The organism is Clostridium sp. BL-8, from assembly GCF_002006495.1.
Taxonomy (GTDB): domain Bacteria; phylum Bacillota; class Clostridia; order Clostridiales; family Clostridiaceae; genus Clostridium.
Genome location: NZ_LZZL01000039.1, coordinates 26,430 through 47,588 on the forward strand (window position 1 = coordinate 26,430; position 21,159 = coordinate 47,588).

General features: G+C 30.1%; 18 protein-coding genes and 1 pseudogene. 16 read left to right on the forward strand and 3 right to left on the reverse strand.

Features of this window, described 5'->3' with window-relative positions; genetic code table 11:
• Window positions 1–29 precede the first annotated feature (29 nt).
• The 3 genes from CLOBL_RS14445 to CLOBL_RS14455 all read left to right on the forward strand — a co-directional run bounded on the left by CLOBL_RS14445 (window position 30) and on the right by CLOBL_RS14455 (window position 2,376).
• Window positions 30–878 (forward strand): PRD domain-containing protein, encoded by an 849-nt coding sequence (locus tag CLOBL_RS14445; protein WP_077859680.1) that lies wholly within the window; start codon window positions 30–32, stop codon window positions 876–878.
• A 365-nt stretch (window positions 879–1,243) separates the two neighbouring features.
• Complete coding sequence (locus tag CLOBL_RS14450; RefSeq protein ID WP_077859681.1) at window positions 1,244–2,176, forward strand: AEC family transporter; 933 nt, start codon at window positions 1,244–1,246, stop codon at window positions 2,174–2,176.
• 41 nt (window positions 2,177–2,217) lie between these two features.
• Window positions 2,218–2,376, forward strand: a complete 159-nt coding sequence (locus CLOBL_RS14455; protein ID WP_242953846.1) for a hypothetical protein — start codon at window positions 2,218–2,220, stop codon at window positions 2,374–2,376.
• A 111-nt stretch (window positions 2,377–2,487) separates the two neighbouring features.
• On the opposite strand, the gene CLOBL_RS14460 is transcribed toward CLOBL_RS14455, so the two are convergent.
• Window positions 2,488–3,489, reverse strand: coding sequence for a carbon-nitrogen hydrolase family protein (locus tag CLOBL_RS14460; RefSeq protein WP_077859682.1), 1,002 nt, complete (start codon window positions 3,487–3,489; stop codon window positions 2,488–2,490).
• A gap of 239 nt (window positions 3,490–3,728) precedes the next feature.
• On the opposite strand from CLOBL_RS14460, the gene CLOBL_RS14465 reads away from it, so the two are divergent.
• Window positions 3,729–4,643, forward strand: coding sequence for a LysR family transcriptional regulator (locus CLOBL_RS14465; RefSeq protein ID WP_077859683.1), 915 nt, complete (start codon window positions 3,729–3,731; stop codon window positions 4,641–4,643).
• Window positions 4,644–4,890: 247 nt separating this feature from the next.
• Here the strand turns inward: CLOBL_RS14465 and CLOBL_RS14470 are convergent, their stop codons facing one another.
• Window positions 4,891–5,799: a PfkB family carbohydrate kinase gene (locus CLOBL_RS14470; protein WP_077859684.1), complete on the reverse strand. Its 909-nt coding sequence runs from the start codon at window positions 5,797–5,799 to the stop codon at window positions 4,891–4,893.
• Window positions 5,800–5,915: 116 nt separating this feature from the next.
• Here CLOBL_RS14470 and CLOBL_RS28965 point away from each other — a divergent pair, with 116 nt between their 5' ends.
• Window positions 5,916–6,047: a hypothetical protein gene (locus CLOBL_RS28965; RefSeq protein WP_278281334.1), complete on the forward strand. Its 132-nt coding sequence runs from the start codon at window positions 5,916–5,918 to the stop codon at window positions 6,045–6,047.
• Window positions 6,001–6,267, forward strand: a pseudogene (locus CLOBL_RS14475) (hypothetical protein); the annotation flags it as partial. The gene CLOBL_RS28965 and the pseudogene CLOBL_RS14475, both read left to right, overlap by 47 nt.
• A 13-nt stretch (window positions 6,268–6,280) precedes the next feature.
• On the opposite strand, the gene CLOBL_RS14480 reads toward CLOBL_RS14475, so the two are convergent.
• A complete protein-coding gene (locus tag CLOBL_RS14480; RefSeq protein WP_077859686.1) occupies window positions 6,281–7,129 on the reverse strand; it encodes an NAD(P)-dependent oxidoreductase in 849 nt (282 codons plus the stop codon).
• A gap of 139 nt (window positions 7,130–7,268) precedes the next feature.
• Between CLOBL_RS14480 and CLOBL_RS14485 the strand changes: the two genes are divergently transcribed.
• The 10 genes from CLOBL_RS14485 (at window position 7,269) to CLOBL_RS14535 (ending at window position 20,869) form a co-directional block, all read left to right on the forward strand.
• Window positions 7,269–8,096, forward strand: coding sequence for a helix-turn-helix transcriptional regulator (locus CLOBL_RS14485; protein WP_077859687.1), 828 nt, complete (start codon window positions 7,269–7,271; stop codon window positions 8,094–8,096).
• Between the two features lie 337 nt (window positions 8,097–8,433).
• Window positions 8,434–11,124 carry a sigma-54-dependent transcriptional regulator gene (locus CLOBL_RS14490; protein ID WP_077859688.1) on the forward strand — a complete coding sequence of 897 codons (2,691 nt, stop codon included), beginning with the start codon at window positions 8,434–8,436 and terminating at the stop codon, window positions 11,122–11,124.
• Window positions 11,125–11,332: 208 nt separating this feature from the next.
• The gene (locus CLOBL_RS14495) at window positions 11,333–11,650 is read left to right on the forward strand and encodes a PTS lactose/cellobiose transporter subunit IIA (protein WP_077859689.1); all 318 of its coding nucleotides are present in this window, start codon (window positions 11,333–11,335) and stop codon (window positions 11,648–11,650) included.
• Between the two features lie 86 nt (window positions 11,651–11,736).
• Entirely contained in the window at window positions 11,737–12,042 is a 306-nt protein-coding gene (locus CLOBL_RS14500; RefSeq protein WP_077859691.1) for a PTS sugar transporter subunit IIB, read from the forward strand.
• Between the two features lie 43 nt (window positions 12,043–12,085).
• Complete coding sequence (locus CLOBL_RS14505; RefSeq protein WP_077859692.1) at window positions 12,086–13,354, forward strand: PTS transporter subunit EIIC; 1,269 nt, start codon at window positions 12,086–12,088, stop codon at window positions 13,352–13,354.
• A gap of 162 nt (window positions 13,355–13,516) precedes the next feature.
• Window positions 13,517–15,802, forward strand: coding sequence for a glycoside hydrolase family 2 TIM barrel-domain containing protein (locus tag CLOBL_RS14510; protein WP_077859693.1), 2,286 nt, complete (start codon window positions 13,517–13,519; stop codon window positions 15,800–15,802).
• Window positions 15,803–16,329: 527 nt separating this feature from the next.
• Window positions 16,330–17,073 (forward strand): MurR/RpiR family transcriptional regulator, encoded by a 744-nt coding sequence (locus tag CLOBL_RS14520; RefSeq protein WP_077859695.1) that lies wholly within the window; start codon window positions 16,330–16,332, stop codon window positions 17,071–17,073.
• Window positions 17,074–17,385: 312 nt separating this feature from the next.
• The gene (gene ascF / locus CLOBL_RS14525) at window positions 17,386–18,813 is read left to right on the forward strand and encodes a PTS cellobiose/arbutin/salicin transporter subunit IIBC (RefSeq protein WP_077859696.1); all 1,428 of its coding nucleotides are present in this window, start codon (window positions 17,386–17,388) and stop codon (window positions 18,811–18,813) included.
• Window positions 18,806–20,230, forward strand: coding sequence for a 6-phospho-beta-glucosidase (gene ascB / locus CLOBL_RS14530; protein WP_077859698.1), 1,425 nt, complete (start codon window positions 18,806–18,808; stop codon window positions 20,228–20,230). Before ascF ends, ascB begins: the two co-directional genes overlap by 8 nt.
• Before the next feature lie 126 nt (window positions 20,231–20,356).
• Window positions 20,357–20,869: a PTS glucose transporter subunit IIA gene (locus CLOBL_RS14535; protein ID WP_077859699.1), complete on the forward strand. Its 513-nt coding sequence runs from the start codon at window positions 20,357–20,359 to the stop codon at window positions 20,867–20,869.
• Window positions 20,870–21,159 lie beyond the last annotated feature (290 nt).

Here is a 21,159-nt window from a genome sequence, read left to right on the forward strand (position 1 = left end):
TTTGAACATCCCTAGTAGGGGGAATGATTATGAAAATAAAAAAAGTACTTAATTCTAGTGTCATTTTAGCTATTGACGAGAATAACAAAGAATTCATTTGTTTAGGAAAAGGTATAGGCTACAATAAAAAAAATGGAGATATCGTTGAAAAAAAGAGTATAGATCAAATTTTTATGCCTGTAGAAAACATTCAAATAAATGAATACTTAAAATTATTAGATTCAATTCCCCCAATATATCTTGATATAACTCAAAAAATTGTTTCAAAAGCTGAAAAGGAGCTAGATTCTAAGCTTAATATAAGCATATATTTTACATTAAGTGATCATTTAAATTTTGCAGTAGAAAGATCAAAGAAGAATATTAATATAACAAATCGTGTTTATTGGGAAATAAAAAATTATTATCCAGAGGAATTTAAAATTGGAATATATGCTTTAGAGCTTTTAAGTAAAATAACAGATGTCAAGCTTCCGGAAGAAGAGGCTGCAAATATTGCTTTTCATTTAATAAACGCTCAATCGAAAAGTAATGACTCAAAAGATGGTATGAAATATGCTAAAATGATTGGTGGAATTGTCAATCTAGTAAGATATTCCATTGGTAGCAGTCTGAAAATGGAAGGGATTCACTATCAGCGTTTCATTACACATGTTAAATTTTTTACAGAAAGATTCTTTAATGATGTAATGTTGGAAGATGAAAATGATGTAATGTTTGAGCAGATAGCTACATTATATCCAGAATCAATGGAGATTGCATTTAAAATAAAGGATTATATAAAAAAGGTTTATGATGGAGATATTCCAAAAGACGAATTAACTTATTTAGCTGTTCATATAAATAGATTACAGGCTTATAATGAAATAAATAAATAACAGTTTTGTTATTTTAACTTCAATAAGTTTTATATGATAGATTTTGAAAATTTTATTGTATTATTTAATTCTAAATTAATATCACAAAAACTTTGTATTTTGTATCAATTTTTTGTTTATGACATAACACCAAAAAGTTGATACCTAAATATTTAGTGTTTATGTTATAATAAATTGAACTTTACAGCAAAGGAGCTAATTTTAATGAATTAACTCCTTTTTTGGTTTAGTAAAATTTGTTCATGGAAGTAGCATGAAAGAATTTAGAATATTAAAAATAACAAAATTAATAAGGTGTGAATAGCTATGTTTAAAATAAAATATTAGTGCTAAAAACAAAATTAGAATAACTTAGGAGAAGTCAAATGGATATTATACTTGTATTTAAACAAATGATAATTTTATTTATATTAATGATTGTTGGCTACTTAGCTAATAAGAAAAAAATTATGACTGTAGATAGTGATAAATTATTTTCAAAACTAATTGTTAATATAACGAGTCCTGCTTTAATTATTTATTCAGTTTTATCAGGGGATCATTTAAAAGATAAGACGATGGTTTTATATATTTTTATAGTAGCTATATTGTATTACATTTTAATACCTATTATTGCTAAATTATTAATAGTAATATTTAGAATAAAAAAAGATATTGCTGCAATATATGAAAGTATGCTTGTATATTCTAATTTAGGATTTATGGGTATACCGGTTGTTAGTGTTATATTTGGAAATAGTGCAGTATTATATGTGTCAATTTTTATGAGTGTGTTTAATGTCTCAATTTTTACTTATGGAATACTTTTGCTTAGTAAAGATATGAAGGGTCCGAATAATAATAAAAATTCATTTAATGTTAAAAACTTCTTTAATCCAGGAACTGTTTCAGCCATTATAGCAATTGCAATATATTTAATGGATATTTCTTTGCCAGAAGTAATTGCAGAACCTATTAAGTTAGCAGGAGATATAACAACTCCTTTAGCTATGATTGTTATAGGATCAACATTAGCAGGCTTTTCTATTAAAGAATTAATAAAAGAAAAATGGGTAATTATATTTACAATTATAAGATTGCTTATACTACCAATAATTATATGGTATATAGGTCGATATTTTATTACAGACAAGCTACTTTTAGGAGTATTAGTAATTATTTCTGGAATGCCAGTAGCATCAAATATAGTAATGATGAGTAATGAATATGGTGGGGATCAAAACTTCATTACAAAAGGAGTGTTTTTTTCAACATTATTTTCCGTTGTATCAATACCAATTATTGCAGTATTACTTTAATTATTTATAAGTATTTATAATTATCGTTATTTGATGCTGTAGTGGATACTACAGGATTATATAATAAGGAAGATGGAACACCATATGAATATTCAAGTAATTGGTCTTGGATATATGTATATAATAATCAGTGCAAAGCAACTATAGGAGGCAAGAGTACAACAATTATGGAATGGTTGTCTGATCAAAAATTAAAATAATAAAAATAGGTATAACGCATATTGTAAGCAATAGTTATACGATGATAATAAATTTAAAAGATTACAACATTCTTAGGCATAAGCAGGTTGTAACCTTTAATTTAAGTATAATTATTCTTCATTATATTGAATTTCTTCATAAGTTAAGGTTTGGGGTTTAGTATCACCAATTTTCTTCACTGGAGTGTGGATTGTTCTATCAAAAGACAAACTTAAGAATCCAGGTGTAGAATAGTGGCCAGCAGTATCAATTAGGAATTTTCCAGGTATAATTTGTTCTAAATCAACATCTGCATATACAATACCCTCAACATCATGAGGTAGTATATTACTTATAACTGCACCATTTGGACCTAGTATTTTTGCAAATCCATATCCAAGCTGCATGTAATTCTTTTGATATTCTGTTTCACCTAAAATATCACGCATTTCTTCAGTCCAGATTTGAGAAGTTACTAGACAGAAAACCTGATTGCTAATTGCATAATATTTTGCTGCAGTATCACATGCTTCCTGTGCAAATAAATGTCCTTCATAAGGCATAGCAATTGGCCAAGAAGAAACGTGAATTTGTTCGTTAAGAGAAGCCATAGCTGCTATATTTAAAGGAATTAAATGTTCCCAGCATTGTAAACCTCCAAGATTGCCATATTCTGTTTCAAATACTGGCATCATACTTCCATCACCATCCCCCCAGATAGTTTTTTCTGCATTTGTAGCTTTTAATTTTCTATGTTTACCTATTAAATTACCTTCAGGATTGAACCATAATTGAGTTAGATATAATGAACCACCATCTTTTTCAGTAACAGAAACACAAAAGTAAACTTTATTTCTTTTGGCCGCTTCACTTAAGCTTTGGATAGCCTTACTTGGAATTTCAACTGCATTTTTATAGAGCTGAATATAGAATTTCATACCATAGTCTGCATTACCTAGCCATATCCACCATGGATATCCAGGAATAAAAGCTTCAGGAAAGGCAATTACTTTTGCACCATTTGAAGCTGCTTCGTCAACAAGGTTACAAGTTTTTTCTATAGTTGCATCAAGATTTAAAAATACTGGAGCAGCCTGTACTGCTGCTGCTTTGAATTTTGGATAATTTGCCATTTTAATGTCCTCCTTTGAATTTGAAAATAAAAAAATGGCACTTGAAATATCAAGCGCCATTGCTATAATAGTATAATAACTTATGAGAATTAAATTTGCTATCAATTAATAGTTGAGATAGTACAATTATTAGTTTAGGTAATTTATAGAGGAGAAAGTAAATAAGCTCTAATCAAAAAGTTGAAATAATAAAATTATTAAGTCATAACAAAAGTATTTTGGATAAGAGGTGATTTAATTTGGATACAAAGGATCTAAAAGCTTTTTTAGCAGTTCATGAGAAACGTAATATTAGTAATGCGGCAAAACAATTATTCATTACACCTCAGGGGCTTAGTAAAATAATAAAAAAACTAGAACAGGAATTAGAGGTTCAGTTATTTTACAGAAATACTCATGGTGTATTTCCAACAGCTCATGGTGACATTTTATATAAGAATTCTTTGGTAATAATTGAATATTTAGAAGGAATTAAGCACGGAATTAAGATGGAGGGAAATGAAAATAAGAAAATATTGAAAGTTGCTTCTACATTTGGAGTAATGGATTATTTAACAGTTGATTTTATATTGGATTTCAAAGAAGAATATCCAGATATTCAATTAGATGTTTTAGAAGGAACAGATAAATTAATTGATAAAAACATGCAAGAAGAAGGGATAGAAATTGGATTTATTGCAGGCCCAGTTGATATTACTAAGTATAATGCTGAAATTTTCTCCTCACATAAACATTGTTTGGTTATAAATGAGAATCATCCTTTAGCCAAGAAGGATAAAATAGCCTATAGTGATTTAGATAATGAACAAATTGCTTTAGAAGGAAGAAACTTTAAACCATATTATAATAATATGAATAGATTTTTAAAAGCAAATGTTAAGCCTATTATTTTGATGGAAACCACAGAGATTGCATTAACACATAAAATAGCAAACATGAACAAAGGGATAGGCATCTCTGTAGATTTCGCTGCATGGAGTAATCCATACTCAAATACGGTTATAAAACAGTTTGAGGATGAAGAATGTGTTTGGGATACATATTTTGTATATAATAAAGGAAAAATATTATCTCCAGAGGCTGAATGCTTTAAAAAATTTGCATTTAATTGGTTAGAAACTCATAGAGATGATTTGTTTAAATGGAGAGAATAAATTTCAACATTATTTTCTGTTGTATCAATACCAATTATTAGCTTCATATACATTTATATAAACACATTAAGGATAATAATATTGGAAAGTTATTAAGAGAATACTATGATAATGGTGAGATTAAACATACACATTGATAAATAATGAGGTTGATTTTATAAGTAAAGTTGTTAATATGTAATCTATTTTGAATTAAAATATGATAACATTAGCGAAAGTAGTAATTACCATAATTTATTTATATAATTCAGGATTTCAATTTGGGTATTATCTGCTTAAAAACATGCGAAGGTAGAAGACTGCCTTTTATCTCCACGACTTTAGCAGATACTTGATTGGCTATCTCGAGGCTTTTTATATAGGAATATCCTAATTTTATAGAAGCCATGAAGGCTCCAATGTGCGAATCACCTGCACCGATTGTATCAACAACATCAGCTTTGATACCCATGGTATGCTGTAAGGTTTCACCATCATATAGATAGGATCCGTTTTCACCATCTGTAATGACAATCAAATTATTGGTTAAAGAATAAAGTACCTTAACAGCTACTTCTAAAGTTGAAGTTTTTGTAAAATCTAGAATTTCATCCATATTTAAATGAACAATTGGTGAAAGTTTGAAAATTGCATCAATCTTTTCTTTAGCTATCATTGAGAATCTTGGTCCAGGGGCAAAGAAAACTTGTAGATGTCTGTTTTTATTAAGAAAGGATATGATTTTATTACCTGTGGATTCCTCAATTTCTAGGCCACAAATGTAAACCTGGTCAAAATCATCCATATTAATTCCATTAAGCCACATAGGGTTAAAAGTATATTCAGCACCGTGATATGATAGAAAAGTTCGTTCGCCGTTAGATTCAACATAACAATAACAACACCCATTATCTTGATCTGTAACTCGGACAAAGGGTGATAATCCCATTTTTTTCAGCTGTGAAGCCACATAATCTCCATAGATTCCGGTACCGATAGGTGAACAAAACACATAAGGGATTTCAAAAAGATTTATTATGTTCTGCACATTAAAAGCACAACCGCCGATAGACATAGTCTGACAATTTATGTGACAGTCTTCAGTGGTAGCGGGAAGTTTTTCTATATTTATAATTATGTCAAGTACGGTAGAGCCTATAATCAGTGCTTTTTTCATGGTTACCTCCTAGGTTTATGTAAAATAAGTTTGTTAGATAATTATATCATACCATAGTTGATAATTTTCGATAGAAATAATATTAAACGGAGTTCATAATTGTTGCAGAAATAAATGTGGCAGCATTGGAGGAAAAGATTAATGTCTCTAATGAAGATGGAGATAGAATATACAATCCACGTTCTGTAGTTAAAGCACTTCAAAATGGAAAACTTTGGTTACGTATCAGAAATTATAAAAAATTCTAGAAGCATGCTAAAGGCAATAGTATCACAAGAAACTGAAAAAGTAGCACAAATATTACATGATGTTCATAATTCAGAAATACCAATATTACAGTATTGGAAGTCCGACTCATTACATTCGCTGGACAAGTTCAGAGAGCCAAATCATAGATTTGGCTCTTCACTTGAGAATAGTTTATCATGCCTAGTCACATTGGCATATTTAAGTGCAAGAGATACTTATTTGTAAATTCTAATTACAATGCTTTCTTATCCATAGCAGTATGAAAAGAAGGATATTTAGGGTGGAATTTAAGTTCATTCTTAATACGCTCCGTATCCAATATCATATCACATGGGCTAAAATCAGGCCATCCGCCATTAGGAGGTACCTGTTCTGGTACGCCATTAAGTTTAAGAAGTTCAGCAACAGTAATTGGTGTGTCATCAGCAACGTTATATACGTGACCGTCAAAACCTGGTGTACTTGCTGCAAGCATTAACGATTGACAGACATCCGCATGATGTACTAGCGAAAGCTTTTGCGAAGGATTCCATGTACTCATAATTGGTGAAAATTCTTCAATGTGTGGGTCATGATCGCCATAAACAAAAGCAAATCTCACAATACGCAAATCTAAGCCCATTTCATGGTGCATCTTAAGTAAAGCTTCTTCAGCCACAACTTTTGTTTTTGGATAGGCTAGAGTCGGTTGAAGGACGTCATCTTCACGACATGGATTATTTCTGCTGATACCACTGTATACCAAACTGGTGCTACTAAAAACAAATCTTGTGACACCGGCCTCCAGAGCAGCTTTAGCTAATATTATGCTTGCATCGACATTCGATGCTCGTGCTATTTCTTCGCTGACACCGCGAAATTGAGCTGCCAGATGCACTACAGCATCAACACCCTTTATAGCTTCAGTGAGATTTTCATTATCTAAAAGATCACCTAAAACCACTTCTGCTCCCTGTTCTTTCAAGGTAAGTGCACGATCAGCATTTCTTACAAGAATACGCACGTCATGACCTTGCTCTAATAAATATGGTACAAAACGACTTCCAACCTTACCTGTTGCTCCAGTTACAAATATTTTCATAAGTTAATTCACTCCATTCTAAACAGTTTTGTTTGTTAATTATTTTTATGTTATATTACTAATATATCAGGCTTAAAATAGCTTAACCATATTGTGATTATCATATGATTGAGAGTGGTAGGATAAAGGAGGAAAATAAATGAAAGAGATTACAATGCAGCAGTCGTTAGGTGAATTTTTACGTGCAACTAGAGAACGTCTTACACCAGAACAGGTTGGTTTGCCTTCATATGGACGTCGCCGTACACCAGGACTTCGACGAGAAGAGATTGCTGAGCTTGCAAATGTCAGTGTTTCTTGGTATACATCGATAGAGCAAGGTAAAGACGTACGTCCTTCCAATCAAGTATTAGAAAGTTTGGCTAGTGTGTTAAGATTATCTGAGGATGAACGTCGTTATTTTTTTCTATTATCTAAATCAGATGAGATAGAGGAATCAGAAATTTATAAAGAGATCAGTATTGGATTAGAAAGAACTGTTTTTGCATTAGAACCTAATCCTGTATATATAATTAATAAATATTGGGATGTATTATTATGGAATCGTGCAGCAGAATTTTTATTTCGATTCCCTCCATATTCTACTAGCATGAATTCAAAGCCGAATTTGTTATATCAATTTTTAACAGATCCATTTAAAAAAGAAATTAATTCTGATTGGGAAGAGAAGGCTAAAATCATGATTGCGAGGTTTAGGGCAGATTGTGTCAGGTATCCTCAAGATGAAAGGTTAAAAGAAATGATCGAAAAATTTAAGCAGGAAAGTGAATTATTCGATTTATGGTGGCCTCGTTATGAAGTTAAAACTGTTACGGACTGTCATAAATCATGGGATTATCCTGAAATTGGAAAAGTGGAGTTTGAGCATGTGAATTTACAGCTGTCTAACTGTCCTGATCTGAAAGTGATGATTTATACAGCTTCATCCTCTACAGCAGAAAAACTTAAACAAAAAATCTATTCTTAAGAATATTATAACTACAATTGGTAATACATAATATATTAATGGAAAAAGTGAGATGAATTTCACTGGTGGATTTTAAAAGTCACCTCTCACCTCCACCATGAGACCCACGAAAATTTAATTTAGATTTTCGTGGGTCTTTTATTTTGTTATTATGATATACTCAAATTTATCATAATTATGTGTAGTTATTTTGGGTTAGAAGATTTTAAACATAGTATTTAATATAGGTGAGAATATAAATATATGTTAGTATTTAAATATAATAAAGTAAATATTACGTGTGAATTAAAAACAGTATTTAAGATTATATAAGAGTGAAGAAAGAGGAAAGCTATTTATGAAGAGAATTGAATTAGTTCTTATGAAGCTCAAAGAGAAAACGAGTACAAATACAAAAGGCTGCTCTGCAACTGAAATTGCCGAAGAGCTAAAGCTTATTAGAGGTAATGTAAGTACCGATTTAAATAAGCTAGCAAGTGAAGGGAAGGCAATAAAGTTAAAAGGGAAACCAACATTATTCATTGCTGCAAATGAAAAAATTGAGGTTCCAGTAATATCGATAATAAATAAATTTTCTGAAGATAATCCAAGTTTGTATACAGCTATAGAACAAGCTAAAGCAGCCATATTATATCCACCTAATGGAATGAACATATTACTTCTTGGAGAAACTGGTGTTGGTAAGTCTACTTTTGCAGGGATAATATATAAGTATGCAATTGAAATGAAAGTAAAATCTAAAGATAGTCCTTTTATAACATTCAATTGTGCTGATTATGCTAATAATCCTCAGCTATTACTTGGACAATTGTTTGGAGTAAAAAAAGGTGCTTATACAGGTGCAGATTTTGATAAAGAAGGTCTTTTAGAAAAAGCTGATGGGGGAATTTTATTTTTAGATGAAGTTCATAGGCTGCCAGCAGAGGGGCAGGAAATGTTTTTTACATTTATGGATAGAGGCGTATACAGAAGACTTGGGGAAACTGACAGCGAAAGAAGTGCAAAGGTAATTATTATAACAGCTACAACTGAAGATCCAAACATGAACTTACTTCAAACCTTTAGCAGAAGAATTCCAATGGTTATAAATATACCAGCTTTAAGAAATAGGGGAATTGAAGAGAGATTTAATCTTATAAAACAGTTTATGATTGAAGAGTCTAGCCGCTTAGGGAAGAGCATTAAAGTATCAGTAAATTCATTAAAGGCCTTTTTGTTTTACGATTGCCCCAATAATATAGGGCAGTTAAAATCTGATATCCAGCTCACTTGTGCTAAAGCATATGCAGATTTCCTTTCTAATAGAAAGGAAGATATAAGGATTAGCAGTTTAGAATTGCAGCCTTATATAAGAGAAGGATTATATAAAGAAGTTGAGCATAGACAGTTATGGAATAAGTTAATTGATATAAATAACAGATACTGCATTTTTGATAAAGATGAAAAACAAATGATTTTTGAGGAAAAGGACCAAGATGAAAATATTTATGAGATGTTAGAAGCAAAAACTAGGGAACTTAAAGCGAAAGGGGTTGAAGGGAAACAATTTGAAGAAGAAATGGAGAGTGATATAGAAGATTATTTTAAAAATTACATGATTAGATTTCATAATAAAGTAGATTCAACGAATTTAGAGAATATTATAGAGCCATATATTATGGATATAATAAAAAGGGTAATTAATTTTTGTGAAGCAGAATTAAAAAGGGAGCTTGATAAACAGATACAATATGGCTTAGCAGTCCATATTAGTAATTCCATAGATAGAATTAAGAGAAATAAAAAAATTGAAAATCCAAAGTTAAATAAAATAAGGAAAGAATATAATAAAGAATTTAATATTGCACTAGAGGCTTTGAAGATAATAGAAGAATCTATAGACAGAGAAGTTCCTATTGACGAAGCAGGATTTTTAACTATGTTTTTAATTTACAATAGTGAAAAAATAAGAAATAAGCGACATGATGTAAATGTAATAATTATTGCTCATGGTGAAGGAACTGCTACATCCATGGTTAATGCAGTAAATGGACTCTTAGGAACACAATATGCAAAGGGAATAAATGCACCAATAGAAGAAAAGCCACAGATTATATTGGAGAAGACTAAAGATTATGTAAGAGAAAATGGTATTAAATCAGATATTTTATTTTTAGTGGATATGGGCTCTCTAGTTACATTTGGCAGAGAAATAGAAAAAGAATTTAAATTGAAGACAAGGACAATTCCATTAGTAAGTACGCTACATTGTATTGAAGCAACTAGAAAAGCGATGCTTGGGTATACCTTAGATGAAATATATAGAGATACCTTAGAGGTAAATAATTTATACGATAATAATGTATTAGATTATATTCCAGATGATCCTGAAGAAAGAAAGCTAGCAATTGTAACAGTATGTACTACTGGCGAAGGCAGTGCTAAAGCAATGAAAGCATTGTTAGAAAGAAAACTCAAATTTGAAAATAATTTTCTAGAAATTGTTCCTGTTAATTTCATAGGAAAAGAAAGCATATACAGTAGATTAGATAAATTATCAAATAAATATCAAATAATTTGTTTAGTTAGTCCTTTTGAACTTGAAAGTGACTATCTGCAATATAATTTAGATGATGTTATTGAAGGTAATTGCATAGAAAATATACAAGACTTAATAAATAGAGAAAAAGTTTACGCTAAGATGGAAGATACCTTAGAACATCAGTTAAAGAAAATAGAAGGGAAAGTAGTTCTTAGTGATATAAGGAGATTTATTACAACAGTTACTAAGTTACTAAATATAAAATTAACATCAAATGCAATTATAGGAATAACTCTTCATATGGCAGTAATGATTGATAGATTATGTGATAATGGAGTAATAGATACATATGCAAATACTGATTCATATATAAAAGAAAATTTAGAATTATATAGAATAATAAAGAGTGAATGTTCAATATTAAATACTAAGTATACAATTTATATTTCAGATGATGAAATATGTTATCTTATGAATCTATTTACTATGAAGAGTAGAAAAAAATAAAGCACATTCTTCATGTGCATTGAAAAGTTTTTAAAAAGTAAAGCACATAAATACTTTTTAAAAGCTTTTTTTTATTAGCCTAAAAAGGCTAAAATGCAAGAGTCAAAGAAATTGAAAAATATTTTATATTAATTTTTTATGTTGGCATGAAGTTTGCTATATATATTAGCAAGAAGCAAATCAAATAATCAGAGTAGAAGGTGAAGTAATGGAAATATTATCAATGGAGCAAATAGTCATGGAATTAGTCGTAAATGGAGGGAATGCTAGAAGCAAAGCAATGGCAGCCATTAAAGCAGCAAAAGGAGGTGATTTTGAATTAGCAAAGGAAAAAATAAAGGAAGCTAATGAAGCTTTAAATAAAGCCCATGATTTTCAAACCAGCTTAATTCAAAAAGAAGCGGCAGGAGAAAGTCTGGAGATAAGTTTACTTATGGTGCATGCACAAGATCATTTAATGAATGCTATGACTGTAAGAGATTTAGCTAAAGAAATGGTTTCTATGTATGAAGAGTTTAGAAAATAATTATTAAATGAAGTAAAAATAAATTTAATTAGCTTGATAACAAGATGTAAATAAAATTAATAACAAAATTTTAGGAGGAAGAAAAAATGAGATATATAACTTTAGTATGTGCAGCAGGTATGTCAACAAGTATTTTAATGGCTAGAATGCAGGAAAGTGCAAAAAAGCAAGGAATCGAAGCAAAAATTATTGCTATGTCAGAATCAAAATTTGAGGAATATGAGGAGCCAACAGAAGTTTTACTTTTAGGACCTCAAATTGAATATATGGCAGATGAAATAAAGGAAGAATATGAACCAAAGGGAATTAAAGTAGCAGTAATAGATATGATGGATTATGGAACTCTCAATGGTGAAAAAGTATTAAAGGATGCACTTGCATTATTAGATTAATTAAGAAAATATTATTATAAATATTTTTGGAGGAGGACTTAATATGTCAAATTTTGATGCAAAAGCTATATCTAAAAAAATATCTCCAATGTTAAATAAGATTCAGAAAAGTAAGATAGCAAATGGTGTTTCTGGAGGAATGATGATGGCAATGCCAGTTACACTTTTAGGTGCATTTGCAGCATTGTTTTTAAACTTACAAATACCTGCATGGAAAGGTTTTATTACTGCAACTGGAATTGCATATGCCTTAAATATAGCTATAATGTTTTCAACAAATTTCTTAGCTGTAGTTTTTGGTTTAACTATAGCAAGCAGTTATGCAAAGCAGCATAAAGAAGATGGCACAGTGCCAGCATTACTAGCTTTGGTTTGCTTTTTTATAGTAACGCCATTTACCACAGATAAGGGAGGTACTACACTTTCTATGTACTGGTTAGGGGCACCTGGAATTTTTTCAGCTATTATTATAAGTTTAGTATCAACCAGAATATATGTATATATCAAGCAAAAAGGGATTACTATTAAGATGCCTTCAACTGTGCCACCAGTTGTATCTGATAGTTTCAGCAGCTTGCTTCCTGGATTTGCAGCTATTATTGTATTTTTAATTGTATCAGCTATTTTTGCTGCAACTCCATTTAAAACTATGCACCAATTTATATATAGTTTTATTCAAACACCATTACAAGGTGTTGGCGGAAATATTGTATCAATAATAATTCTATGGACATTTGCACAAGTATTATGGTTTTTTGGGATTCATGGAACATTGGTTATTTATTCAGTTATGATGCCGATATTCACAGCAATGGATGCAGCACAACTATCTGCTTATTCAGCAGGAGAAGCTCTTCCAAATATAACAGGTAGAGCATTTGTAAGTGTATATACAATGTCTGCCAGTGCAATTGGATTTGCCTTACTTATGCTATTTGTAGCTAAAAGTAAACAATATAAAACTTTAGGAAAGCTAACAGCAGTACCATCTTTATTTGGAATTAGTGAACCATTAGTTTTTGGAACACCTCTTGTTTTTAATTTTAAATTTGTAATACCATTTGTGTTTATGAATGCAATTAATTTAACTATTGCGTATTTTATGACAGTAACAGGAATAGTGCCAAGAGTTGCAGGGATGACGCCAATGAGTGGAATGCCAATAATATTTAGCGGTTTAATGGAAGGAAGCTGGAAGATAGCCGTATTACAAGTTGCACTTGTAGGACTATCAACTTTAGTGTGGTATCCATTCTTTAGAAAAGCGGACAAAGAAGCCTATGAATTAGAGCAAAAGTCAGAAAATCAATAGTATATTTTAGAAATATAGAATGTTATTAAGAGCGGATTAAATTTAATTAATTCTCTTCTTAAACTAAGGAAATTTAAATAAAAGATTTAATTTAAAACCATCACCTTTAGTGATGGTTGAATTTCTAACTTTTGATATTACGTATATATGGAGGATAGTGCTGTGAAAGTAATAAATTTAAATGATAAATGGATATTTACTAAAGAAAAAACTCAAGAATATATAGGAAAAGAAATCTCTGAAGGTGAAAATGTAACTTTACCCCATTGTTTTAATGATGTAGATGGGCAAAGCGGAGAGGGAATGTTTAAAGGAGAATGCTGTTATCAAAGAAAATTAGATATAACAGAAAAGGAATTAAATAAATTTATATTTCTAGAAATAGGCGCCGCGGCTATTATTTCTAAAGTATATGTAAATGGAGAATTGGCTGGAAGCAGTAAATGTGGATTTTCAATGTTTAGGGTATTTTTAAATCCATTCTTACATTTAGGAGAAAACATTATTTCAATTATAGTAGATAACAGTCGTCATGACGATGTATATCCACTAATGGCTGACTTTTCATTTTATGGAGGAATATATCGTGAAGTTAACCTTGTAGTAGCAGATGCTCTTCACTTTGATTTAATGGATAACGGTAGAGATGGTATATACTTAACTCAAAAGAGAATTTGTGAGAACAAGTTTGAATTAAAAATAAATGGAAAAGTCATAAATGAATTAAAAGAAACAAAAGCTTCTAAGATTGAATTTAAATTATTAAATAAAGAAGAAAAAATAATATTTAAGAAAACGGTTAATATTAACATATCTAGAGATTCGGAATTTGAATTAATAGAAGAAATAAATAATCCAGAATTATGGCAGGGAATAGAAAATCCTTATCTTTATAAATTTGAAGCACAATTATACTATGAAGAAATGATGTGTGATAAACGAAGCATAGAAATTGGATTTAGGACCATAGAAATAACACCAGATAGAGGAGTATTTTTAAATGGTAAAGCTATTAAATTTAATGGAATAAGCCGCCATCAGGATTTCGCAGGTATTGGTAATGCTTTAACTAAAGAACACATGGATTTAGATATGTCAATTATTAAAGAAATAGGTGCAAATACTATAAGACTTGCTCATTATCAACATAATGATTATTTTTACAGCCTTTGTGATCGTGAGGGAATATTAGTATGGGCTGAAATTCCTTTTATCAGTATTCCAACCACTTCTGATAAGGAAAATAAAAATGCTAAGGAACAGTTAGAAAGATTAATTAAGCAGGCGTATAATCATAGTTCTATTTATTGCTGGGGTGTTCAAAATGAAATCACTATAGCAATAGAAAATGAACAGATACATGAAATGGTAAAAGAACTTGCAATTATGGCTAAAGAATTAGATTCCAGCAGATTTATAGCCCAGGCTAATATTCACTCAGTGGCTAATGAAAGTAAGCTTAATGAATTGACTGATTTTGTAGGCTATAACTTATATTATGGATGGTATTATAAGGAAATGCAGGATTTGGGAACAAGATTAGATGAATTTCATAAGGCAAGACCTAATATACCAGTTATGGTTACAGAATATGGGGTTGATACTAATCCTAAGCTTCATTCATATAACCCAACAGTAAAGGATTATACAGAAGAATATCAGCTATTGTTCCAAAATAATGCTCTAAAAACTTTTAATGAGAGAGAATTTGTTTTGGGCGGGTATATATGGGCTATGTTTGACTTTGGCAGCGAAATCAGAAATGAAGGCGGAGAAAAGGGGAGAAATCAAAAAGGTCTAGTAACCATAGACAGAAAGATAAAAAAAGATTCTTTTTATCTCTGCAAAGCATATTGGTCAAAAGAGCATTTTGTTAAATTGGCTGGCAGCAGATTTGTAAATAGGCATGAGGAGTTAAATGATATAGTGGTGATTTCAAATGTTGATAATATTAAGCTGTACGTAAATAATGAATTCATAAGTGAAATTAATAGCAATGAACCAATAAAGAAATTCGAAGCGGTTAAATTAGTTTTAGGAGAAAACAAAATTAAGGCAGAGGCTTTTGACGAAAATGGAGATATTTATATTGATGAAATGATTTTGAAGCATGTTAAAGAAGCAGATGAAAGCTACATACTTAAAAAACCAGAAGAACAAACACATGTTACTAACTGGTTCCAAAAGTTCGATTTGTCTAATGTTCAAGAAGTAGCTATAAAAGAAGGATATTATTCAACTTTTGATACAATTGAAGAACTTTATAAAGATGAGCAGGCAAAAGCTGTATTTGTGAAATATTTTGGAGATATAGCTGAAAGTCAACAGTTTAAGGTTATGATGGGGCTCATGACTATAGACAGCATGTCTAAGAGATCAAGGTTTAACATACCAAAGGAACTGTTAACTGTTATTAATACAGAATTAAATGTTATACCAAAGAAATAAGAACTGAGGTAATTTGTTTAAATATGTTGCAATAATAAAACTTCATTTATAACATTTGTGGGATAAGTAAATGCCAGAATATAAAACTATAAATATACTATACTAGAAACTGGAATAAAACAAACCGAAGCAATAAATTTATATAAAAATATTGGCTATAACATAATACAAAATTATTCACCCTATGTAGGAAATATAAATAGTATATGTATGAAAAAGTTTTATCTTAATTTTCACTTTAAAATTAAGATAAAACTTTTTTATAAATTAATTCAATTATACAAATAAAAGTGTCTATAATGCAGAAAATTGCCGGAGAACTTAATAATTCTGAAACAGCATTTATAAAAATCAAGTTTCTCTTTTAATAGTTTGGCTAAATATAGTCCATTTCTGGGAGTTAAAGATTTGTATTTAGCTAATATAAGCTAAGATCTTTTCTTTTTTATTTAATTATACCTTGATTGAAAAAAACGTTATCAATTGATATAATGTAGAGGCAATAGTCCAATGGAAGGAAGTATTATATGTTCAGTTATAGTCAGATCAAAAGTCTTAATGATTTAGAAATTTCCGTTTATAATTATATTATGGATAATAAAGATAAGGTTCGATATATGAAAATAAGGGAATTAGCAGTTGAATCTCATGTATCAACTACAACCATATTAAATTTCTGCAAAAAAATAGGTTGTAGTGGTTATTCAGAGTTTAAACTAAAATTTAAATTATTTATAGAAGAAAAAGAAATTACAAAAGTAAGTGAAGATAATACAGAGATAATTGATTTCTTTAAGAAAACGAATACTGAAGAATATGATGAAAAGATAGAGGAAATAGTAAAGGCCATATTAAAAGCAAAGAGAACAATTTTTATAGGAAGTAGTATGTCAGGAATTGTAGCAAGATATGGAGCAAGATATCTATCAAGTGTTGGACAATTTAGTTTATGCATTGATGATCCGTATTACCCGACTACAGGTAAATTTTATGAAAATTCAGTTGTGATAGTATGTTCTGTGTCTGGAGAATCAAAAGATATTATAGGTCACATAAATAGATTTAAAAAAGATAATTGCTGTATTGTTAGTATTACTAATACTGAAAACTGCACTATAGCGAAAATGTCTGATTATAATATACCATATTATGTACCATATGTTAAAATAGGAATATATGATATTACAACTCAAATTCCAATCATAAGTATAATAGAGAGAATTGGAAGGAAATTACAAAATCGTCGAGAAGAATCTATACAAGATGAGTAAATAGCTATGCATGAAAAATAAAAGTATTTTACATAGAGCTTTATTAATTTGAAGTTTTTAACTCAAGTTGATAAAGCTCATTTTAATTACTCTTTTGTTTGTTAATCACAGTTATTTAAATATATGAAATGTCAAGAACATATTTCGATTTTGATTGCAAAAAAACATTTTGTTTTTTTGCAATAACAAATTATTTAAGAACAGACATGTTTTTTATAAAGGTTTACATAGTGACAAAATTCGCTTTTTCAATTAACATTAAGATAAATTCAATAGCTATTCGAAAATAATAAATATAAGTGAGGTAATAAAATGGCAAAGGATTATGCATTAATTGCGAAAACGATTGCGAATAATTTAGGCGGTATCTCAAATATTGAAAGTGTAACTCATTGTATGACTCGTTTAAGAGTTTGTTTAAAGGACGACTCAAAAGTAAATGTAGATGAGATTAAAAAAATTAATGGAGTAGTGGGATATGTGAACCAAGGTGGACAACATCAAGTTATTATTGGAAATAATGTATCTTATGTTTATAAGGAATTTTTAAAATTAGGAAACTTTGGAGATGAAAGTGACATTGCAAAAGGGATAAAAAAAGAAAAGCTAACTATCAAAAAAGTTGGAACTAATATATTGGATGCATTAGTAAGTACAATGTCACCATTGATACCAGCAATTATTGGTGGTTCAATGGTAAAACTAGTAGTAATGATTTTATCTATGTTAAAAGTACTACCAGCAGACAGTACTACATATACCTTACTGAATGCTATGGGAGATGCAGCATTTTATTTCCTTCCAATTATGGTGGCAGTATCAGCATCTAAGAAATTTAAAACTAATACTTATTTAGCTATTGCAATAGCAGGACTTATGGTGCATCCGGATTTTGTGAACCTAATGGCAAAAGCAGCAGAAGGTAAGGCAGTAACTTTAGCGTTTATTCCTATTGCATCCGTTAAGTATACGTATACGGTAATACCAGCACTTTGTATGACTTGGATATTATCATATATTGAAAGATTTGTAGATAAGATAACACCAGAAGTAACTAAAAATTTCTTAAAACCAGCGATTATAGTATTGATTGCAGCGCCAATAGCAATTGGATTAATAGGACCTTTAGGTATATGGATTGGTACAGCAATATCATCTTTAGTTTATTTTGTTCACAGTCAATTAGGATGGGTATCAGTAGCAATAATGGGAGCTTTATGGCCACTACTTGTTATGACTGGAATGCATAGAGTATTTACTCCAACTATATTAACAACTATAGCAGAAACAGGCATGGAAGGAATGGTAATGCCTTCAGAAATAGGTGCGAACCTTTCATTAGGAGGATCAGCTTTAGCTGTTGCTTTCAAAACTAAAAATAAAGAGTTAAGACAAACTGCAATTGCAGCTGCTTCTTCTGCAATCATTGCGGGAATCACAGAACCAGCACTGTATGGAGTAGCATTAAGATTTAAAAGGCCTTTGATAGCATCATTAATTTCAGGTGGTGTATGTGGTGCCGTAGCAGGGATAGCAGGACTCGCAAGTAGATCTATGGCTGCACCAGGTTTGTTCACAAGTGTTCAGTTTTTTGATCCACAAAATCCATCAAGCCTTATTTGGATAATTGGAATAATGATACTAGCAGTTGTATTATCTTTCGTATTAACTCTAATATTTGGATTTGAAGATATTCCAGCAGAAGATAATATTGAAATAATGGGGGCAGATAATGAGTAAATACAGTTTCCCAGAAGAATTTCTGTGGGGCGGAGCTATTGCAGCAAATCAGGCTGAAGGTGCTTATAGAGAAGATGGAAAAGGTTTAAGTACTGTAGATGTTATACCACATGGAATAAACAGAATGAAAGTAAAATTAGGGTTAGAAGAAGATTTGACTTTGAAAGATAGTGAATTTTATCCAAGTCATGAGGCAATTGATTTCTATCATCATTATAAAGAAGATATTGCTCTAATGGCTGAAATGGGATTCAAAGTTTTTAGAACTTCAATCGCATGGACAAGAATCTTCCCTAATGGAGATGATAGAAAACCTAATGAAGCAGGAATTAAATTTTATAAAGATTTATTTTTAGAATGTAAAAAATATAATATAGAGCCATTGGTAACATTATGTCACTTTGATGTTCCAATGGAACTGGTTAATAAATATGGATCATGGAAGAGCAGAAAAATGATAGGATTTTTTGAAAAGTATGCAAGATGCTGTTTTAAAGAATTTGATGGTTTGGTTAAATACTGGCTGACATTTAATGAAATAAATATACTGATACATAGTCCTTTCTCGGGAGCAGGTATATATTTTAAGGAAGGCGAAAACAAAGATCAGGTTAAATATCAGTCAGCGCATCATATGTTAGTAGCAAGTGCTTTAGTAACTAAAATAGCTCATGAACAAAATCCAGAAAATAAAGTTGGATGTATGCTTGCAGGAGGAGATTTTTATCCGTATTCATGTGATCCAAGAGACGTATGGATGGCTCATACAAAGGATAGAGAAAATTTATTTTTCATAGATGTACAGGCTAGAGGTAAGTATCCATCATATTCAAAGAGGGTATTTGCGGAAAAAGAAGTTAGTATTGTTATGGAAGAAAATGATCTGGATATATTAAAAAATACAGTAGATTTTATATCTTTTAGTTATTATGCTTCTAGATGTGCATCTAAGGATATGGAAAATCAAACTGAAGCTAATGTTGTTAAATCTATAAAAAATCCTCATTTAGAAGTTAGTGAATGGGGATGGGCAATTGATCCGTTAGGACTTAGAATAACTATGAATACTCTATATGATAGATACGAAAAACCTTTATTTATAGTAGAAAATGGACTAGGTGCTAAAGATACAATAGAAGAGGATGGCTCAATAAATGATGATTATAGAATTGATTATCTTAGACAGCACATCATTGAAATGAAAGAAGCAATGGAAGATGGAGTTGAACTATTAGGATATACATCTTGGGGATGCATCGATTTAGTTTCAGCATCCACTGGAGAGATGAGTAAAAGATATGGCTTTGTATATGTAGATAAACAGGATGATGGAACTGGAACTTTAGAGAGAAGAAGAAAAAAATCTTTTTATTGGTATAAAAAAGTAATAGAAACAAACGGTGAATGTTTAATATAAATAAGTATTTTTACAAAGGGGAATCTGAAAATTAATATATTATTTTAGATTCCCTTTTTAGATAAGAAATTTAAGTAGAGGAATTAGTTGATTAAAAAATAAGAGTAAAATACAGGGAGTGATATAATGAATATATTTCAAAAATTTATAAATAAAAAGCAAGAAGAAACAATTATAGAAAAAACGGAAAATGGCTTTATTTATGCACCAATGGAAGGCGAAGTAATTTCATTAAAAGAAATTAATGATGGTGTATTTTCAGAAGAAATGCTTGGAAAAGGATGTGGAATGAAGCCGGCCGATGGAAAATTATATGCACCTTTTGATGGAGAAGTTCTTTTGATTACAGAAACAAAACATGCAATTGCATTGAAAAGCTGTGATGGAATAGAACTACTAATTCATATAGGAATGGATACAGTTAAAATGAACGGAAAAGGCTTTAATCCATTAGTGAAAGCTGGAGAAAAAATAAAATGTGGGCAAACACTGATGACATTTTCTATATCTGATATTGAAAAGGCAGGATATGTGACTACTACAGCAATAGTTGTAACAAACACTGATGAATATAAGGATATAGAAGTACTTGCACAAGGTCATAGAGAAAAATCAGAAAAGCTTATCAAAATTTTATAAGAAAGTGATTTTTATTTAGAGGATTTAAGGCAGGCTGCACAGAACAGTCTGTTTTTTTTTATTTTCTTAAGGAAATTATAATTTAGTAAAATCTCTGCACGAGGTACTCTTTGAAGGTATAACTTTTTGAACATGTTAATTAACTCATTTTAATATTTAAAAGAATAAAAAATAAATTATATTTATCTTACAAATTTTTCCTAAATACATACTTAAAAATTCAAATGCATAAAAAATTTCAGAATAAAAGTACTGCATAGTGTTAATAGACATTTTTATAGATTTTTATC